General features: G+C 42.7%; 15 protein-coding genes, 1 pseudogene and 1 other annotated feature. Of the genes and pseudogenes, 14 read left to right on the forward strand and 2 right to left on the reverse strand.

The genetic code is table 11. From position 1 onward, the window contains the following. Positions 1 to 3 precede the first annotated feature (3 nt). The 4 genes from NSS60_RS03475 to NSS60_RS03495 all read left to right on the forward strand — a co-directional run bounded on the left by NSS60_RS03475 (position 4) and on the right by NSS60_RS03495 (position 6167). On the forward strand, positions 4 to 3045 hold the full coding sequence (locus tag NSS60_RS03475) for a glycoside hydrolase family 2 TIM barrel-domain containing protein (RefSeq protein ID WP_004889103.1): 3042 nt from the start codon (positions 4 to 6) through the stop codon (positions 3043 to 3045). Between the two features lie 172 nt (positions 3046 to 3217). Continuing rightward, on the forward strand, positions 3218 to 4018 hold the full coding sequence (locus tag NSS60_RS03480) for a winged helix-turn-helix domain-containing protein (RefSeq protein WP_004889104.1): 801 nt from the start codon (positions 3218 to 3220) through the stop codon (positions 4016 to 4018). A 21-nt stretch (positions 4019 to 4039) separates the two neighbouring features. Further along, a complete protein-coding gene (locus tag NSS60_RS03490; protein ID WP_004889105.1) occupies positions 4040 to 5059 on the forward strand; it encodes a LacI family DNA-binding transcriptional regulator in 1020 nt (339 codons plus the stop codon). A gap of 58 nt (positions 5060 to 5117) precedes the next feature. Then, positions 5118 to 6167: an aldose epimerase family protein gene (locus NSS60_RS03495; RefSeq protein WP_004889106.1), complete on the forward strand. Its 1050-nt coding sequence runs from the start codon at positions 5118 to 5120 to the stop codon at positions 6165 to 6167. Between the two features lie 49 nt (positions 6168 to 6216). On the opposite strand, the gene sspI is transcribed toward NSS60_RS03495, so the two are convergent. Further along, positions 6217 to 6426 (reverse strand): small acid-soluble spore protein SspI, encoded by a 210-nt coding sequence (sspI, locus tag NSS60_RS03500; RefSeq protein ID WP_035018475.1) that lies wholly within the window; start codon positions 6424 to 6426, stop codon positions 6217 to 6219. An 83-nt stretch (positions 6427 to 6509) separates the two neighbouring features. Here sspI and msrA point away from each other — a divergent pair, with 83 nt between their 5' ends. From msrA to NSS60_RS03550, 10 genes and pseudogenes are all read left to right on the forward strand, one after another. Next, positions 6510 to 7034, forward strand: a complete 525-nt coding sequence (gene msrA, locus NSS60_RS03505; RefSeq protein ID WP_004889108.1) for a peptide-methionine (S)-S-oxide reductase MsrA — start codon at positions 6510 to 6512, stop codon at positions 7032 to 7034. After that, a complete protein-coding gene (locus NSS60_RS03510; protein ID WP_004889109.1) occupies positions 7031 to 7783 on the forward strand; it encodes a TrmH family RNA methyltransferase in 753 nt (250 codons plus the stop codon). The genes msrA and NSS60_RS03510 overlap by 4 nt, the downstream gene beginning before the upstream one ends. Before the next feature lie 161 nt (positions 7784 to 7944). Then, positions 7945 to 9294, forward strand: a complete 1350-nt coding sequence (locus tag NSS60_RS03515; RefSeq protein ID WP_088223306.1) for an ISLre2 family transposase — start codon at positions 7945 to 7947, stop codon at positions 9292 to 9294. Positions 9295 to 9491: 197 nt separating this feature from the next. Further along, positions 9492 to 9727 (forward strand) — a binding site (T-box leader). Positions 9728 to 9777: 50 nt separating this feature from the next. Further along, positions 9778 to 10812, forward strand: a complete 1035-nt coding sequence (pheS, locus tag NSS60_RS03520; protein WP_004889110.1) for a phenylalanine--tRNA ligase subunit alpha — start codon at positions 9778 to 9780, stop codon at positions 10810 to 10812. 15 nt (positions 10813 to 10827) lie between these two features. Continuing rightward, a complete protein-coding gene (gene pheT / locus NSS60_RS03525) occupies positions 10828 to 13242 on the forward strand; it encodes a phenylalanine--tRNA ligase subunit beta (protein WP_340720644.1) in 2415 nt (804 codons plus the stop codon). A gap of 204 nt (positions 13243 to 13446) precedes the next feature. Then, the gene (locus NSS60_RS03530; protein WP_231110079.1) at positions 13447 to 13890 is read left to right on the forward strand and encodes a hypothetical protein; all 444 of its coding nucleotides are present in this window, start codon (positions 13447 to 13449) and stop codon (positions 13888 to 13890) included. Positions 13891 to 14014: 124 nt separating this feature from the next. Beyond that, on the forward strand, positions 14015 to 14905 hold the full coding sequence (locus NSS60_RS03535; protein ID WP_004889114.1) for a polyprenyl synthetase family protein: 891 nt from the start codon (positions 14015 to 14017) through the stop codon (positions 14903 to 14905). Between the two features lie 21 nt (positions 14906 to 14926). After that, the gene (comX, locus tag NSS60_RS03540) at positions 14927 to 15082 is read left to right on the forward strand and encodes a competence pheromone ComX (protein ID WP_004889116.1); all 156 of its coding nucleotides are present in this window, start codon (positions 14927 to 14929) and stop codon (positions 15080 to 15082) included. Between the two features lie 3 nt (positions 15083 to 15085). After that, complete coding sequence (locus tag NSS60_RS03545) at positions 15086 to 17347, forward strand: ATP-binding protein (RefSeq protein ID WP_340720645.1); 2262 nt, start codon at positions 15086 to 15088, stop codon at positions 17345 to 17347. 26 nt (positions 17348 to 17373) lie between these two features. Continuing rightward, positions 17374 to 17770 (forward strand): annotated as a pseudogene (locus tag NSS60_RS03550) (response regulator); the annotation flags it as partial. A gap of 169 nt (positions 17771 to 17939) precedes the next feature. Here NSS60_RS03550 and NSS60_RS03555 read toward each other — a convergent pair. After that, entirely contained in the window at positions 17940 to 19121 is a 1182-nt protein-coding gene (locus NSS60_RS03555) for an IS701 family transposase (RefSeq protein WP_088223288.1), read from the reverse strand. Positions 19122 to 19221: the final 100 nt, after the last annotated feature.

Consider the following 19221-nt stretch of genomic DNA (forward strand, 5'->3'; position numbering starts at 1 on the left):
ATAATGAAAAAAACATTAACAACCCCCACATTAGAATGGCTTTCAGATCCTCGTGTGTTCGGTGTTAATCGACTACCTGCCCATTCGGACCATATTTATTATGAGACGTTGGAAGAAGCAAAAAGTGGAGTTTCCATGTCGATGCGCTATGAGTTGAATGGGAATTGGAAGTTTCACTATGCAGTCAATCCAGCTAGCCGACCGGCGGAATTTTATCAGCTCGATTTTGACTGCTCAAACTGGAGTGATATTTCCGTACCAGGACATATTCAGTTGCAAGGTTATGGAACTCCCCAGTATGTAAATGTAATGTATCCGTGGGATGGTCATTGCGATGTTCATCCTCCAGAAGTTCCTATGGATTATAATCCAGTAGGAAGCTATATAAAAATTTTTAATCTCCCTAAAAGCATGAAAGATAAACCGGTGTATATTTCTTTTCAAGGAGTAGAGTCAGCGTTTTATGTTTGGTTGAACGGGCAGTTTGTTGGGTATAGTGAGGACTCTTTCACGCCGGCAGAATTTGAACTTACACCTTTTATAAAGGATGGAGAGAATAAGCTCGCGGTTGAGGTTTACCAGTACAGCACCGGAAGTTGGCTTGAGGATCAGGATTTCTGGCGTTTTTCTGGAATCTTTCGCGATGTATACCTTTATACAGTGCCAGATATTCATGTCTATGATTTACATGTTCGCGCCGAATTGGATTCGTCCTATACGAGAGGCATGTTAACGGCGGACCTTACCTTTTTGTCTCCGGTACCTGCCGGCTCTAGGTTTATCGCTGAACTGTATGATGCGAAAGGCGACCTTGTCGCCAAAAAAGACGGAGAGCTTCATGGCGAAAAGGGGACATTTTCCATTGCGGTCGATGAACCGGAATTATGGAGCGCGGAGAAACCGTATTTGTATAAGCTATATATTCAGATTTTTAACGAGTTTGGCCAATTGGTAGAGGTTGTTCCACAGAAGGTCGGTTTTCGAAGATTCGAGATCATCAATAAAGTTATGCACCTTAACGGAAAACGGATTGTATTTAAAGGCGTTAACCGACATGAATTTCATTGCCGAAGAGGCCGGGCGATCACAAAGGAAGATATGCTATGGGATATTAAAACGTTGAAGCGTCATAACATTAACGCAGTCCGTACGTCACACTATCCGAATCAAAGCTATTGGTATGAACTGTGCGATGAATACGGCATCTATGTCATTGATGAAATGAATTTGGAAACGCACGGAACGTGGCAAAAAATGGGCCGTGTCGACCCCACATGGAATGTTCCGGGGAACAATCGAGAATGGCAAGACATTGTTATGGACCGGGCGATTTCAATGTTTGAAAGGGATAAGAACCATCCTTCCATCCTGATTTGGTCATGTGGAAATGAATCGTATGCTGGGGAAGTTCTGTTAAACGTCGCCAACTATTTTCGGTCAGTCGATCCGAGCCGTCTTGTCCATTATGAAGGAGTATTCTACGCCCGCGAGTACAATGATATAAGCGACATAGAAAGTCGTATGTACGCAAAGCCTCATGAAATTGAAAAGTATTTAACAGAAAATCCGGATAAACCGTATATCAGCTGCGAATATATGCATGCAATGGGGAACTCGCTCGGCGGGATGTACAAATATACGGATTTGGAACAAAAGTATCCGATGTATCAAGGTGGTTTTATTTGGGATTTCATTGATCAAGCCCTTGTGAAAAAAGATCGTTATGGAAAAGAATTTTTGGCATATGGAGGGGACTTTGGCGACCGTCCAACCGATTACGGTTTCTGCGCGAACGGAATTGTCTATGCCAACCGGGAGTTGTCACCGAAGATGCAGGAAGTAAAATATCTTTACCAAAACTTTAAGCTTTCACCGGATCAATACGGTGTTAATATTAGAAATGAAAGTCTTTTCACTGACACAAGTGAATATGATTTAGAATACGTCCTATTCCTTGAAGGGAGAGAGTTGTATCGAAGCAAGCTGAATGTATCGGTAGCACCGCAGGAAGAGAAAAGAGTCGAGTTCGACTGGCCCCTTGGGATGATGGCAGATGCAGGTGAATATTGCATTCATGCATCATTTAAATTGAAAGAAAAAACACTTTGGGCTGATGCTGGTTATGAGGTGGCATTCGGCCAGTTTGTATTCCAGATTGGTTCCAAGGAATTCGTTGTTCCTAGCGGAAAGTTAAAAGTTGTCCATGGTGATGTCAACATTGGGGTGCACGGCAAAGATTTTACGATCATGTTTTCCAAACAGGCAGGAAGCCTAGTTTCAATGAATTATGCAGGCAAGGAGATGATTGCGGTCCCTCCTGCACCATTGTTTTGGAGGGCCACGACTGATAATGACCGAGGTTTTTTGCAAGACTTCTATTCGGGGCTTTGGTATGCGGCGAGTTTGGCACGTAAATGTGTAAAAGTCGATGTGAAAGAGGAAGCGGCCCAAGTAAATGTCACCTTTACCTACAAATTTTCCATTCACCCTGAATTGGAAGTGAAAATTGGTTATACCGTTTATGCTGATGGCAGCATTCGCGTGAAGGCGGTCTATCATGGAGTCGAGAATCTTCCGTCAATGCCGATTTTTGCGGTATCATTCAAGGTTCCAGCCGATTATAATCAACTCGAGTGGTATGCAATGGGGCCCGAAGAAAACTATGTCGACCGCTCAAAGGGGGCAAGACTTGGAATTTTTAGAAATCAAGTATCTGACAATGTATCGCGCTATCTCAAACCGCAGGAATCAGGAAACAGAACAGGTGTTCGTAAAGTAAGCTTAACGAACAACAATGGACAGGGAATAAAAATTTCTTCTATAACTGAACCGTTGGAATGCAACTTTTCGCCATACACAGCTTTTGAACTTGAACATGCCAATCATCATTACGAGCTGCCCAATATTCATTATACGGTTGTCACGGTAGCAGGTCGACAAATGGGAGTTGGCGGGGACGACAGCTGGGGCGCCCCAGTTCACGATGAATACGTCATAAAGGCAGATCAAGACATGGAATTTGAGTTTATGATTCATAAAGTTTAGCGACAACAGCATCATGATGTAAACTTCTCATCTTAGCGTTTTCGTTTATCTTGAAAAATAAAAATTGCCCTAACAATATGTGTTCATTAAAAACTAATCTTCTTAAATTACTCGTGCACACTCCGATGATCCTGTTCCTAAGGAAACCAATGGAAAAGGAGCAGGATCATTCATGAAGCGTTTGTGCATCACCAACGATCACGGATGGACACCTCGGACACTTCGCAAACAGGAACGGAAAATCAAAAACACCCTTCTTCGCCAACGGGTGATGGCGGTTCGCCTGGTCATGGAAGGCTATTTGGGCAAAGAGGTGGCCTCCATGGTCAACGTGTGCCGACAAACCGTTTCCCATTATGTGTCGCTGTTCAATGAAGGCGGTCTGGAGCTCCTGCTTCATCGGGATTTCGCCCCCGGGCGGGAGCCGTTTCTCACCGAAGAACAGCAGGAAGAGATCAAACAGCTTGTGTTGACCACCACTCCCGTAGAACTGGGCTGGGACGTCGCTTCGGCGTGGAACACCAAACTCCTGCAATCCTATGTCGAAAAGCACTTCGGTGTTTGCATTTCCCGCGAAGCGTTGCGAAAACTCCTGCACCGCAAAGGGCTGTCGTGGACACGGCCGACCTACACATTGGCGAAAGGCAATCCGGATCGACAAAAGAATTTTGAGAAACAGATCGACTTCATAAAAAAATTTTATCCGCTCGCAGCGATAACTGAAAATGAATATGGTGATGGGAACGTTTATTATATTGGTGGGGGCATAGATGACGATGTGCTGAATGACCTTGCAAAGGAAATTGTGCAAAAACATCACATATGGCATGTAGAAAGCGACGAAGGTGTTGAAGTGTATCGACGTGTATGTGATGATGGTGAGTACATGTTCATCTTAAACCATACAGATCAAGAAAAAAGGTTTCACAATTTGACCCTCAAACCGTATGATAGTCAAATCGTTAAAATTTAGCATAATAAAGGGGTTGCATCAATGGCTACATTGAAAGAAATCGCAGAGAAGGCAGGGGTGTCCGTTGCCACTGTATCGCGTGTATTAAATTATGATACGACGTTATCTGTATCGGATGAAACGAGAAAGCGCATTTTTGAAATTGCCCAAGAGCTTAACTATAAAACGCCTAGGGAACGCAATCAAATGAGCGCGAAAGAACGGCTTCGTTTTGGCGTTGTCAACTGGTACTCGGAATCTCAAGAGCTTGACGATCCATATTATATGGCAATCCGTCTCGGTGTAGAAAAGGAATGTTTTCATCGCCAAATTGAGCTCGTCAAGTTGTTTAAGAAAGATGGTTCGTATGAATCAGAATGGTTAACAGGCTTAGATGGAATTATTGCTGTTGGGAAGTTTGGGAAACAAAATATTGACTTATTCATGTCAGTCACAAAACATATTGTTTTTGTTGACTACTCTCCCGATGAAGATCGCTTTGATTCTGTCGTTGTTGATTTTCGGAAAGCAACTGTTCGTGTTCTTCAATATTTGATGGATCTCGGTCATAAGCATATCGGTTATATTGGGGGGCGCGAATATGTTGGTGATGGTCAACTAGTTCAAGATGAGCGTGAACGTACATTTTATGAATATTTATATTTGCGCGGCATGTTCATTCCAGAGTATGTATTCACCGGACGTTTTATTGCTGAAGATGGATATATGTTAATGAAACAAGCACTTCAGCTACCAAATCGTCCAACTGCGTTTTTTATCGCAAGCGATTCGATGGCGATTGGAGCGTTGCGGGCGCTACATGAAGCTGGAATGGATGTGCCAAATGAAGTGGCCATCGTAGGCTTTAACGATCTTCCTACATCGAAATTTGTTCAACCACCGTTATCGACTGTGCAAGTTTATACGGAATTTATGGGCGAGACGGCCGTTGAATTGCTTGTTGAACAAATTCAAACGAAAAGAGAAATACCGAAAAAAATTGTTGTTCCAACAAAACTTGTTGTGAGGGAAAGTAGTTGTATCTATACGGTAAAGAAATAGCTTCCGCTTTGGCGAAGGCTATTTCTTTTATGATATGAACGAAAAGGAGAAAAAGCGCATGAAGCTTGTACAAGAACAACGAACAAAAATAAATGGTCAACCGATCATCGCATTTACGCTTGCAAATGATCATGGAATGGAAGTTACTTGTTTAAACTACGGGTGCATCATTACAAGTATACTTGTGCCTGATAAAAATGGAAAATATGAAAATGTTGTCTTAGCGTTTGATGACTTTTCTTCGTATTTGACAAACCGTCCGTATTTAGGAGCTGTCATCGGAAGGGTAGCCGGGAGAATAAAAAATAGTTGTTTTGAGTTAAATGGAAAAACGTATAGATTATATGCAAATGAAAATGGAAACCATCTGCACGGTGGAAAGAAAGGGTTTCATCACATCATTTGGCAAGCAGCAGGATTTTCGAAAAAAGAAGAAGTTGGTGTCTGTTTTTCACATCGGAGTGTTGATGGGGAAGAAGGATATCCTGGGAACGTCGATGTGCAAGTCACATATACATTAAACAATGAAAACGAACTAATTATTTCTTATCAAGCCATTTCTGATGAAGATACGCCGTTTACATTAACGAATCATACGTACTTTAATTTGAGCGGTAACGTAAAAAAAGATATTTTGCAACACGAACTAAAAATGAAAAGTGACCGTTTTTTACCGTTAGATCATGAATTTATCCCGACTGGGGAAATAAAAGATGTGACAGGTACACCTTTTGATTTACGTCAAGGGAAAAAGTTGAGAGAAGTCATTGAGTCAACTGATCCGCAAATTCGTTTAGTCGGACAAGGATATGACCATCCATTTATTTTAAATACTCATCATGATGAAGAAATTGTCTTATTTGACCGTGAAAGTGGGCGAACATTAGTTGTTGAAACGGATGAAGTTGGTGTCGTCGTATATACTGGGAACCAAATCCCTCATGGTGAAAAAATGAATGGTCTACAATCTCGAAAGTATTTAGGCATTTGTTTAGAGACACAAGCGTTGCCAGATGCGGTTCATCATCCTCATTTTCCGTCTTGTATATTGCAGGCAGGACAATTGTATTCATCGACAACAAAATATACGTTTCGTGTGTCCTATTAACATCATGGAACGTTTTATTTTACGATAAAAATAGCCTTCAATGCGAAGGCTATTTTTTTACTGCTTTTTCTAATGTTTCAAGCATCGATTGTTTTTGTTCTTCTGTCGCGTGATTCCATAGTGCTTCGAATAAGACACCAAGACCAGGTAAATATTTTTCTTCACCTTGTTGAATCGCATCAACGATCGTATGTTGAAGCTGGTCTTTTGAGCTGTTTGCAACGTTTGCCATGACGGCACCACGTAAGTTAAAGTCCATTTGACTCACTCCATTCTTTATGTATTGCGTAAGTAGTTTTTGCTATAATGATAACTACTATTCATAAAAGAGGAGAGAGAAAAATGGAAAAAGCAACATTTGCTGGTGGGTGTTTTTGGTGCATGGTTACGCCGTTTGAAGAACTTGATGGGATTTACGGCATCGTTTCTGGATACACAGGTGGACATGTCGAACATCCGACGTATGAACAAGTGAAAACAGGAACGACAGGACATTATGAAGCGGTACAAATTACGTTTGATCCCGATGTATTTCCGTACGAAAAATTGTTGGAGTTGTATTGGTGTCAAATTGATCCAACGGATGACGGGGGGCAATTTCACGACCGTGGTCCACAATATCGAACAGCGATTTTTTATCATAACGAAAGACAAAAAACATTAGCGGAGCAATCGAAAAAACAATTAGAAGAAAGCGGTCGTTTTTCCAAGCCGATTGTAACAGAAATTTTACCAGCGACAACGTTTTATCCAGCAGAAGACTATCATCAAAATTACCATAAGAAAAATCCGAAACATTATAAAGAAGACCGTGCGGCATCTGGACGCGATGAATTTATTGCGAAACATTGGGGGAAAAACGAGTGAAACGAATTGAATCGCCAAAAAATGAACGAGTGAAGCAATGGAAAAAGCTTTTAACGAAAAAAGGACGCGACAAAACCGGGCTGTTTCTCATTGAAGGATTTCATTTAGTAGAAGAGGCGGTCAAAAGTGGTGTTCATATCGAAGAACTGATTGTTGCGGAGCATGCGGTCATCCCAGCTAGTTGGAATATTTCTCATATTCCGATGACGATCGTGACCGATGAAGTGATAAAAGCGATAAGCGACACAGAAACACCGCAAGGCATTGCAGCGGTATGTAAACAAATGCATTGGAACGTGGATGATATACAAACGGCATTGTTCATTGACGCCGTACAAGATCCTGGGAATGTAGGGACGATCATTCGCACGGCAGATGCTGCTGGAATAGACGCTGTTGTCGTCGGAGAAGGAAGCGTCGATATATATAACGCAAAAGTGATTCGTGCAACACAAGGTTCGTTGTTTCATTTCCCTGTGATAAAAGGAGATATTGGACAATGGATCGCCCATTTTCAAAACAGGCATATTCCGATTTATGGAACATCGCTTCAAAACGGAGTAGACTATCGATCTGTATCTCCTTCGTCATCGTTTGCATTAATCGTTGGAAACGAAGGAAGCGGTGTGAACGATAAGTGGCTACAGCAAACAACTGCCAACTTATATGTGCCGATTTATGGGAAGGCAGAATCGTTAAACGTAGCCGTTGCAACAGGGATTTTACTTTACCATTTACAGAAAAAATAAAGTATGAGTAAAATGTTTGTGGGAGAAAAAAAGACAGGTTCCTGATTTGGTATAATAAGGAACCTGTCAGATATGTAAGCAAAATAGATGAAAAACGGGCTCTCCTCCTGGTAAGGTAGTAAGTGCGAAAAAAAATACAACCAAAGAAAGGAGTGGAGCCCATGCAGGATTATATCACAAACGGCTTGACATTAAAAGAGATCGAACAGTCTTTATTTAGACATATGCAAAAACAATATGGTCATCTCCTTCAACAGGTGTTGGAGGAGATCGACCGCACATTGGCAGAACAGCGGGACAAGAAACGATATGCGCTCAAAGATAAGCGGACGATCCGACTCCAAACGCTATTTGGAGAGGTGGAAGTGAAGCGAAACTACTACTTTGACCGTGAAAAAAAGGTGTATACGTCTTTACTCGATGTCTTTCTCCAGTTCGATGGGGCGCATGGAGTGAGTCCGCTATTAGAGGAGACAGCGATTCATCTCGCCGTGACGGGTTCTTCGTATCGACAGGCTGCGCAGTCGCTTGAAAAGCTGGTGGGGTATGCATGTATGAGTCACGAAACGATTCGCCAGTCCATCATCGAGGCAGAGGTGGAAGGGCACCGTGCGATGGAGAAAAAAGGGCGCGTGTTTTTTATCGAAGCAGACGGGTTGTACGTGAAACGTCAACGAAGCCGCATCAAAGGAAAAGAAGAAAAGATCATCACGATTCACCAAGGATGGGAGAAAAACGGGAAACGCGTATCCTTAGTGAATCGACGGTATATGGTTCATCAAACGAATGAACCGATTTGGGAAGCTGTAGAGAATTTTCTGATGAAGGAATACAGCTATGATCCGTTTGAGGATTGGGTGGTCATCAATGGAGATGGAGCCCCATGGATTACAGCGTGTCGAGAATATTTCGGGGACAGGGGGTACTTTCAGCTTGATCGGTTCCATGTGGCAAGAGAGATTCGTCAATTGTTCCGAGGTCATGCGAGATATCGGGTGATTCGAAAGAAGTTAGCATCATGGGATGAAGAAGGTGTGTTACGAGAACTCACAAGTGCCATCGGTACGTTAGAACATGAGGAGAAGGAAAAGCAACTCGAGGCGCTTGTTCGTCGAATCGAGGAGATGCCAGGATGTTTGCGTGACTATCGCGTATGGTTGAAGGAAAAAGGGATTGACACGACAAACATGAGGGCGATGGGGAGTGCGGAAGGAACGATGCATGTGTTTGCGAAACGAAGTAAAAACGGTCGAAGTTGGAGGGATGCAGGGATTGAAGCGATGTTGCGAGCGATCGTCGCGATAAAAGATACGTTACTCATTCGGACACGCGATGGAGTGATGTATGGCGTGGAAGAACGAGAAGAAACGAAACGAGAAACGATCGTGAAAAAGGCACTGAAGCGCGTGCAAACGCAAATGACAGAAGTGGTACGAGATAACATCCCATACCTTCGCCAATCTTCAGGGACACCGATTTACGAGGCATTGCAAGCATTGAAAGGTTTTTAAAACGAGAGAAAACGCACATACCTACAGGATGAGAGTAAGTAAAAGCGCTTACATATAACGATTTTATAAAACCATATATAACCAAAAAAAATCGGTCGAGAAAAAAATCTCCCACAAAGTCTTGACTCAAACAAAAATAAACGCAACCTTGCACGTTATTCCCCATTTGCTTATAATAAATGAAGAATTTCATCATACAAAAAACGATGATCGAGAAGAGTAGCTTGCCGATCGCCATTCAGGGAGAAAACGCCATAGACTGCGAGCGTTTTTATGGTGGAAGCAAGTGAATTCACCTCGGGAGTTGGCGCTTGGACCATTTTGCGCATGCAAAATGTAAAGGCGTTCCGGTGTAAACCGTTATCTGAATGAAGTGAGCTATGCGAACGACATAGCTAACAAGGGTGGTACCGCGAGTGCACTCGTCCCTTACTTAAGGGGCGAGTTTTTTATTTTTTATACATAACAAGGAGGGATTTCCATATGAAGGAGCGGTTACAACAGCTTCAACAAGAAGCGCTTGAAAAAATTGAACAAGCAAACGATTTAAAAGCGCTCAATGACGTACGTGTGGCGTATCTTGGAAAAAAAAGCCCCATTACAGAAGTGCTGCGCGGGATGGGGGCATTGTCGCCTGAAGAGCGCCCGCTCATGGGAGCGCTTGTCAACGACGTGCGCGAAGCGATTCAAACAGCACTTGAAGCAAAGCAAGCAACGCTTGAACAAGAAGAAGTAGAGAAAAAATTGGCATCTGAAGCGATTGATGTGACACTTCCGGGTCGCCCGATCAGACGCGGCAATCATCATCCGCTCACGCTCGTTATTGAAGAAATTGAAGATTTGTTTATCGGCATGGGATATACGATTGCTGAAGGTCCAGAAGTAGAGCAAGATTACTACAACTTTGAAGCGCTCAATTTGCCAAAAGGTCATCCGGCGCGCGATATGCAAGATTCATTTTATATTACAGAGGAAATTTTATTACGTACACATACGTCTCCGGTGCAAGCGCGCACAATGGAAAAACATCAAGGGCGCGGTCCGGTAAAAATCATTTGTCCGGGAAAAGTGTACCGCCGTGACAACGACGATGCAACGCATTCCCATCAATTTACGCAAATTGAAGGGCTCGTGGTGGACGAAAACATTCGCATGAGCGACTTAAAAGGAACGTTGCGTGAATTTGCCCGCAAAATGTTTGGCGAAGATCGCGACATTCGCTTCCGACCAAGCTTCTTCCCATTTACCGAACCGTCTGTTGAAGTCGACGTATCATGTTTTAATTGCGGCGGGCACGGCTGTAACGTATGTAAAGGAACAGGTTGGATTGAAATTTTAGGGGCAGGGATGGTCCATCCGAACGTACTTGAAATGGCAGGATTTGATTCGAAAAAATATACAGGCTTTGCGTTTGGTATGGGTCCAGAGCGTATCGCAATGCTCAAATATGGCATTGATGATATTCGCCATTTTTACCAAAACGATCTTCGTTTCTTGCAACAATTTCGTCGGGTGTAAAAGGAGGGGTTGGCGATGTTCGTTTCATATAAATGGCTACAGGAATATGTGGATTTAACAGGCATTACGGCAAAACAATTAGCCGACCGCATTACGAAAGCAGGGATTGAAGTAGAAAGCGTTGAGGTGCGCAATAAAGGAATACAAGGTGTTGTCATCGGACATGTAATTGAGCGCGAACAACATCCGAACGCTGATAAATTAAGCAAATGTTTAGTCGATATCGGGGAAGGGGAGCCAGTGCAAATTATTTGCGGGGCACCGAACGTCGCAAAAGGACAAAAGGTTGCCGTTGCTAAAGTTGGTGCCGTATTGCCTGGCAACTTTAAAATTAAACGCGCAAAACTGCGCGGTGAAGAATCGAACGGCATGATTTGTTCGTTGCAAGAGCTTGGCGTGGAGTCAAAATTAGTGCCGAAAGAATACGCCGACGGCATTTTCGTTTTCCCAAGCGATGCACCGGTCGGAGCGGATGCGCTACAACTCCTTTACTTGGATGACGAAGTGTTAGAACTTAGTTTAACACCAAACCGTGCCGATTGTTTAAGCATGATTGGCGTCGCTTATGAAGTGGCAGCGATTTTAGGAAGAAGCGTGAAGCTTCCGACCATCGAACTTCACGAAAACAATGAAAATGTTCATGATTATATTTCTGTTCGCGTCGATGCACAAGAAGATAATCCTTTATATGCAGGGCGCATCGTGAAAAACGTAAAAATTGGCCCATCGCCGCTTTGGATGCAAGCGCGTTTAATGGCGGCTGGCATTCGACCGCACAACAATGTCGTCGATATTACGAACTACATTTTACTTGAATACGGTCAGCCGCTTCATGCGTTTGACTACGATCGCCTCGGCTCAAACGAAATTGTCGTTCGCCGTGCAAAAGCCGGTGAAACAATCGTGACGCTTGATGATGTAGAGCGCACGTTGACAGAAGATCATCTTGTCATTACGAACGGGAAAGAGCCTGTCGCTTTAGCTGGTGTGATGGGCGGTGCCAATTCGGAAGTATGTGATGAAACAGTAAACGTATTTATTGAAGCAGCATATTTTAACGGAGCGACGATTCGCCAAGCGGTCAAAGATCATGGATTGCGCAGTGAGTCGAGCACACGGTTTGAAAAAGGCATTGATCCTGCGCGCACGAAAGAAGCGCTTGATCGTGCAGCGGCGTTGATGGCGGAATATGCTGGCGGAGAAGTCGTTGGCGGCGTTGTGGAAGTCAACACACTGACAAAAAAAGAAGTCGTCGTTACGATTACGTTAGATCGTATCAATCGCGTGCTTGGCACAACAATTACGAAAGAAGAAGTCGCAGGCATTTTAACGAACTTGCAATTTACATTTACGGAACATGACGGCACGTTTATGATTACTATTCCGTCACGTCGTGCAGATATTACAATTGAAGAAGACATCATCGAAGAAGTAGCGCGTTTATACGGATACGACCATTTGCCAGCGACATTGCCGATCGGGGAAGCAAAGCCAGGGAAACTCACACCATATCAAGCAAAGCGTCGCCACGTGCGCCGTTATGTAGAAGATGCGGGATTATTCCAAGCGATTACGTACTCGCTCACAAACGAAGCAAAAGCGACGATGTTTGCGCTTGAAACGGCGCAACCGATCCGTCTTGCTCTTCCGATGAGCGAAGAGCGCAGCGTCTTGCGCCAAAGCTTAGTGCCGCACTTATTGGAAGCAGCAAGCTATAACCGCGCCCGCCAAGTCGAAAACGTAGCATTATACGAAATCGGCTCGGTATACTTAGCTAACGGTGAACATGAACTGCCGAGCGAAAAAGAGCGTCTCGCAGGCGTTTTGACAGGTGTATGGCACGCTCATTTATGGCAAGGAGAGAAAAAAGCAGTTGATTTTTATGTTGTCAAAGGCATTGTAGATGGCTTGTTTGCGTTGCTAGGATTAGAGAACCGCATTGCATACAAGCAAGCAAAACGCGAGCACCTTCATCCAGGGCGTACAGCAGAAATTTTATTAGATCATAAGACAATCGGTTTTGTCGGTCAGCTACATCCGAACGTGCAAAAACAATTTGATTTAAAAGAAACATATGTATTTGAGCTAGATCTTGAAGCGTTATTAAAAGAGGAAGTAGATGACATTCGCTATACAGCGATTCCACGCTTCCCATCCATTACGCGGGACATTGCTCTTGTCGTTGACGAGCATATTGTAGCAGGTGACCTCGAGCGAGCAATTATTGAAGCAGGCGGTGAACTGTTGAAAGACGTATCGATTTTCGACGTTTACAAAGGCGATCGCCTTCCAGAAGGCAAAAAATCGATCGCCTTCTCGCTCCGTTACTATGACCCAGAGCGGACATTGACGGACGAAGAAGTCACAAACGTTCACGAACAAGTCATCAAAGCGGTCGAACAACAATTCGGCGCTACATTGCGTGGGTAAAACGAAACCCCCATCTGATGCACGGGCATTGGATGGGGGTTTTTATGTCCTTGTCGGATGGGTGGGGGCGTTTTTTATCTAGTCAGCCAAAATTGGCGTGCACACCGCCAAAAGAAGGCGGGGTTCCAACATAAGTTGGCGGTGAAGAATGGAAAAAAAGTGAAGTATAATCAAACTATTAAAACGAAAGGAAGAATTTTTAAGATGATTCGTCAATTTGTAAACATAGCAGTAGCGGTAATGCTTGTTGGAGGAATTTTATTTGGCATAGGAAAAGATTCATTGGCAACTTCGAATCAAAAAGGGATAAAAGAATCGGGGGCGGTTACTCCTCAATCGATTGCATCAAAGACGAAAACAACCACGATCCAAGTTGGACAAACAGTTCAAACTTTGTATGTGACAGGAACTTTTGAAACTCAGTATAGTGATGTTCATAAAAGGCAACTGTTTTCGGGAGTTAAATCGATTTCCTCAAAAGCATCCGGCAGTGGGACGTGGACACAGACAGGATATAGTGTGGAATTAATTGACAGTGGGCGCACATATGTCATTACTGTGTCAGGAAAATATTCCTATAATGGTGCAACATATACGATTTCAACAAGTATAGAGTTTTATTGCAATGCTAATCGTTCTATTGGGTAGTAAGTGATAGCAAAGCAAAAGACTTGTCACAATCTTCGACAAGTCTTTTTATTTTTCAGGAAGGAATTTTATTGAACTTGTCGAACATTCCCTATTTGTAAATATTTGTGTAAGGTGCGATAGGATGAGTGAAAAAGAAAAAATAGCGAAAAAAATAAAGGAAATCGTGGAACAATTTATGTCGGAACCGCAACTGAAAGCACACATGTTGATGGCAATCGAGCAACATATGAAAGAGAGCGATTTGTTGTTTGGACGGTTGGCTTACTTGCATTATGACTTGTTTTCGACACAAGGAAATCACTCAACATATATCGCAGCGGCTATTGAATTGATCGTGCTTGCTGGCGATTTACTTGATGATGTAGTCGATCAAGATCGTTTCGAGGATACAGCTATTCCTCTTCATATTGCGATCGGGTTCTTGCTGCTTGGCCAGCAAGCGATTGCGAATGTACCGATTCCTAGTAATAAAAAATTAAAGGCACTGTCATATGTTACGTCTTGCTTGTTGCAAAGTGTACACGGACAACAGCTCGATGTGGCGTGTGACGTACAAACAGAAGCAGAATATATAAAAATGGTAGAGAAAAAATCAGGCTCTCTTGTTGCGATGGCTTGTGTAATCGGAGCATTATTAGCAGGAAAAGAGGACATCGCAACGCTTGAAACATATGCTCGCTACATCGGTATTGCAGCACAAATCGACAATGATCTTGATGCGCTATACAACTGGGATAAAAAAGCTGATATTCAAGCAAAGAAAAAGTCGCTTCCGATTTTGTATATGCTAGAAAGCAAGAACGATAACTTATGGAAGCAGTATTTCAACAACGATATAGACTACGATAGGATGTATGTCCAAAAAGAAAAAGCGCTTCAGCAAATGGAACAGGAAGGAGCGTTTTACTATGCAAAAGTGATGAGCCAGATTTACAAGGAAAAGGCTTTGCAAGAAATCGAAAAACTAGATGTAGATGATGCGTATAAATCTGCGCTGAAAACATTTATTTGAGAATGTTGGAGGGAGATTGTGATGCAACAAATCATTCGCTTTTTAGTAGAACATCCGGAAGTCATCGAAAAATTACAAAATGGTACGGTGAGCCTGATCGGTTTAAGTGAGTTAGAGGTAAAAGCGGTGATAAAGGTGTTTAGCGAATCGACTAGACCGCTTGGATATTGGAGATAAATCATGGCGATGAACCGAGAAGTTATCGTAATCATTGGTGCTTTTGTTGTGGCAGTATATTTAACCATTTTAAATGTAACGTACCCCTTGTTCGGCATTGATGTAGTTGAAAAGAAAAATGGTGATGTTGTTGTAAGCGGTGTTTACGAGTTCGGCTGGGCGAAGCAACATGGCATTCGACCGAATGACCGAGTATTAAAGATAAATGGAAAACATCCACTCTCCCACTTTACTGTCGAAAAATATCACGTCATCGAACAAGCAAAAACGATAACCATTCAACGATGGAATCAAGTTCAAACGTTGAGAGTGGATATGAAGTCGCATGGGGTTGCACAATGGGTATATTACATCCTTTTACCGACGGTCTTCTTTTTATTTACCATCCGTTTTAGCATTTTTTTGCTTCAGTTGCGACCGCATGGTAAATCAGCGACTGTGCTTATTTATTTGTTATTGTTGATGGGGCTTTGTTATGTGAGCGCCAGCCTATCAGCAAAATATGAACCGATTGGAAGACAAGTGTTTAACGGTACATTTTTAGCTTTACCTACCGTCTTTTTACATTTTGTTTATGAATATTTTGAGAAAGAGAAAAAAGTGTGGTTTGCGAAAACAAGTGTCTTTCTTCTTTATGGATTAAATATTTTGTTAGTTTTTGTTTCGCTTACGGCACCGTTTCATTCCATCGATGAGACAAACGCGCTATTGCTCGCATATTTTATCAACATGTCATCTGTTTTTACTTCGCTAGGGAAAGGGTGGAGAAAGCTTAGGGGGGATGAACTGCAACATACGATAAAAGGAATTGTATTGGCAATTAGTTTATCGACGATCCCGTTTCTTTTCTTTTATAGTCTTCCTATGCTAGTAATGAAAAAATGGATATTGCCAGCGGAATTAACGGTTATCTTTCTTTTCGCCTTACCGACCGTTTTCTTTTATTTAATGGCAACAGATCAACTGTTTCAACTGCCATTTTCCATCGGGCGGTTGAAGTATCTCGGTTTGTTCGCATTATTCCCATCTTTTTTTATAATGATTGTGTACAATCAATGGATCCATCACTCTAGCAAATGGGCTGAACTTGTTGTTTTATTTTCTATCGTTTACATCATCGTCCTTGCTACTTTTTACATAAAAGAATGGTTAGACCGCAAATGGCGGACAAAATTACGTATGCAAAAACATTTTTATGAAGAGAGTTTGTATCGCATAAGTGAACAACTGAAAAAACAGCGTACAGTAGAAGGAGCCATGTATTGTTTGGAAAAGGAATTGCAAGAAATTTTGGACGTGGAAAAAATAAAGGTGATTCAGTCCATAGACGAACCGCTTCCTTTTGAGTACAATGAAGCATATTGGGCGAATATCGTCAAAAAAATAAATGGTGCCCCACTTTCGATCGGTCGCGTAATGGAACATCGCTCCTTATTTGTCATGTTTATCGGTTCATTTCGTCAAACACCTTTATGGCTAGTAGGGAAAAAGAAACATCCTCTTTCATTTCGCACCGAGCAAAAAGATTGGCTATCTACCATTGTTTATTATACAAGCATGACGATCGAAAACATGTTAAAAGTGGAGGATCTATTGAAAGAGTTAGATCGATTAAAAGAGAAAGAACATTCGATTTTGTTTACTCGGTTGATGTTCCAATGGTCAGAAAGGGAAAGAAAAAAACTGGCGATCGATTTGCATGATACATTGCTTCAAGATTTAATTTTGTTAAGACGAAAAGTGGAAAACTTGCTTGTTCAACCTCTATGCGTGGAAGATATACAAAAACAGCTAAACGATATCGACGAGGAGATCCTCGATATCATTGATGTAACAAGAGAAATATGTCATGAATTAAGACCGCCGTTTTTGAGTCAGATGGGACTAAAACAAGCAATCTCGCAGCTTATTGACCGATTTCATTTACGTACGAATATAAAAGTAAAGTGGAATGTTCACATACAAGCTAAATTAGGAGAAGAACAGGAACTGGCGATGTATCGGATCATACAAGAATTGTTAAACAACGCCGTAAAACATTCTCAAGCATCAACGATCCAACTCGTATTCGATGCGCAAGATGAGGCTGTTCAACCTCGTTATGTGGACGATGGAGTAGGAATAGAGATGGAAAAATTAAATGATCATCATGGTAATTTAGGATTATTTGGAATAAAAGAGCGTGTGCAAGGATTAGGTGGAACATGCAAAATCGCGTCATCGCATGGATCTGGATTAGAGATAACGGTAACCATTCCATTATAAACGTACGGAAAGGAGAAATTGATGGAATGATTCACATTTTAATCGTCGACGATCATCTCCTTGTTTGCGAAGGTACGAGAAATGTGCTTGAACGTGAAGGAGATTTTCAAGTAGACATTACGACATCTGCGAGCGAAGCAGAACAAATGATCGAGCAACGTGCGTATGATATATGTTTACTTGACTGGTGTATGTCGGATATGAGCGGTATCGAATTGAGTAAACGAATTCTCGAAAAACAGCCAACTGCGAAAATTGTCATCTATACCGGATATGATGTTGTTCCCTTTTTAAATTATTTCGTTGAATTCGGCATTACCGGTTTTGTTAGCAAAACCGCATCAAGCGAGCAATTAGTCACAGCGATTCGTTGTGCCTTACGAGATGAAGCAGTCATTCCTGTACACGTGCTATATCAGCTATATTGTTGTGGAGTAAAGGAAAAGGTGGAAGGGGACGAACAACCAGCTGTACTAGGTCATAGCGAGCTAGAGTTACTGATGGAAGTTGCCAACGGCTTATGTAATAAACTGTAGTTGAGCAATTTTCGTTACAATAATTACCATTTAAAAAGAGACAAACAGGGTACCCCTTATGCCACGTGGAGCTGTTTTTTCACGGTATCAATGGGAATATTTTGTTTCGCTGCACGGTAAATGAACTCCACGAGGCTATGTCCTTTTCTCTTGCGCAGGAGATCGAGCCCATCCGAAAAATCACTGTTCGACTCGAACATGCTGTACATATACGCAAGTTGCACCAAGATCCAATACCGTTTCACCGCCCGACGCCCGCGAACGCGGTATCCATCGAGTTTCAGCTGGTCTTTCGCTTGACGGAAAAAACATTCGATCGACCAACGTGCAGCATAGTAGCGCAAGATCTCTTCATCGCTTAGCTCGCGATCGGTGCTCAAGACGCAATGAAGATGTTTCGGCGTCATCGGCTGATCGGCTTTCCATGCGAGCAGCACCACGGCATCCTTGAGACCGTTCAGAGCACCTTCGTAGCGATACACCCGATAACGCTCTTTTCCCACCGTGACGAGGCGGGTATCCCGTGGCTCCATAGATTTGGCAAATTCCTTTGCTTGAATGGCCGTCCCTTTTGGATAGAGAATCCGATTCGTCTTCAGCATCGCGATGACGTGGAACCCTTTTTTCAAGCAGGCTCCCACGAGGGTTTTCGATGGATACCAAGAGTCCATGAGCACATAAACGGGGCGACTCACATCCAACGAAGAAAGCATCTCGATCGCGAGTTCCCCTTTGCTTTTCCCCGCCGTCTTGTCGTAGAGGCGAAAGGCAAAAGGAAACGCTTGAGTCATCGTATGAACCATGAGCCAAACGAGAGAATGTCCCCAAATCGATTTTTTCTCTGCGTGACAATAGTGCCAATCACACCCTTGAATGGCGTGTGTTGCCCGTGACGAGGGCTTCGTTTTTTGGCAAATCGTATCATCGATCGAAACAAAAATGGGTTGATTCTCTCGTTTCGAGCTGCGTTCGACACGATGAAGCACCCACTGCTGGAGTTTGCGAAGCAGCGTCTCTTCCTCCCATGGGCTTTTCGTGAAAAAATGGCTCAGTGTCGTGCGATGGTTCGGATGAAAACTCCCGTGATGTAGATCGGTCAGTGTTCCCGAAAAGCCCTTTGTAATCATCGCATCCACGATATGAACGAGATGCTTCATCACAGGTTTCGAGAAATAAAGCGCCAACCCTAACGTTATGAAAAACTTGTGGATTCCTTGATGATGTGCTAATCTATTCATGAGACATGAACCTCCTTGTGGATAGTTGTGGCACATCTATTTTAACCAAGGAATCGGGTTCATGTCTCCTTTTTTGTTTGGTTGTAAATTTATGTTAGCG

The sequence above is a fragment of the Anoxybacillus sp. FSL W8-0382 genome (assembly GCF_038003845.1).
GTDB classification, from domain to species: domain Bacteria; phylum Bacillota; class Bacilli; order Bacillales; family Anoxybacillaceae; genus Anoxybacillus; species Anoxybacillus flavithermus_G.